This window comes from Paraburkholderia sp. SIMBA_053, from assembly GCF_046534895.1.
GTDB classification, from domain to species: domain Bacteria; phylum Pseudomonadota; class Gammaproteobacteria; order Burkholderiales; family Burkholderiaceae; genus Paraburkholderia; species Paraburkholderia caledonica.
The window spans coordinates 1-282 of the sequence record NZ_JAWRXU010000491.1; the positions used below are offsets into that span (position 1 = coordinate 1).

The window sequence follows — 282 nt, forward strand, 5'->3', positions numbered from 1 at the left end:
CGACATCCATGAACGGGTAGGGATACGCCTGGCCCGGCGTGAACTCCCCGCCGACCGCACCGTAGACGAAAGCCCAGGTCAGATACGCGTAGGGGAGCAGTGTCCACAGCAGCGGGTCGACCCACCGGAACGACCCCTTCGGCACGAAGACCAGCCAATCGATGATCACCAGGACAGGCGTGATGATGTGGATCAGGTTGTCCGTGAGCGAGAAGATCTCGGCGTCACCGTCGGCGAACCTCGAGGGAACGAGCACGATCAGGTAGATCAGCATGGTCACGG

General features: G+C 62.1%; 1 protein-coding gene. It reads right to left on the reverse strand.

Going from position 1 to position 282, the window contains the following annotated elements; all coding sequences use genetic code 11:
* The coding region (locus tag SB753_RS36565; protein ID WP_410805001.1) for a Pr6Pr family membrane protein at window positions 1-282 on the reverse strand (282 nt) is incomplete at both ends.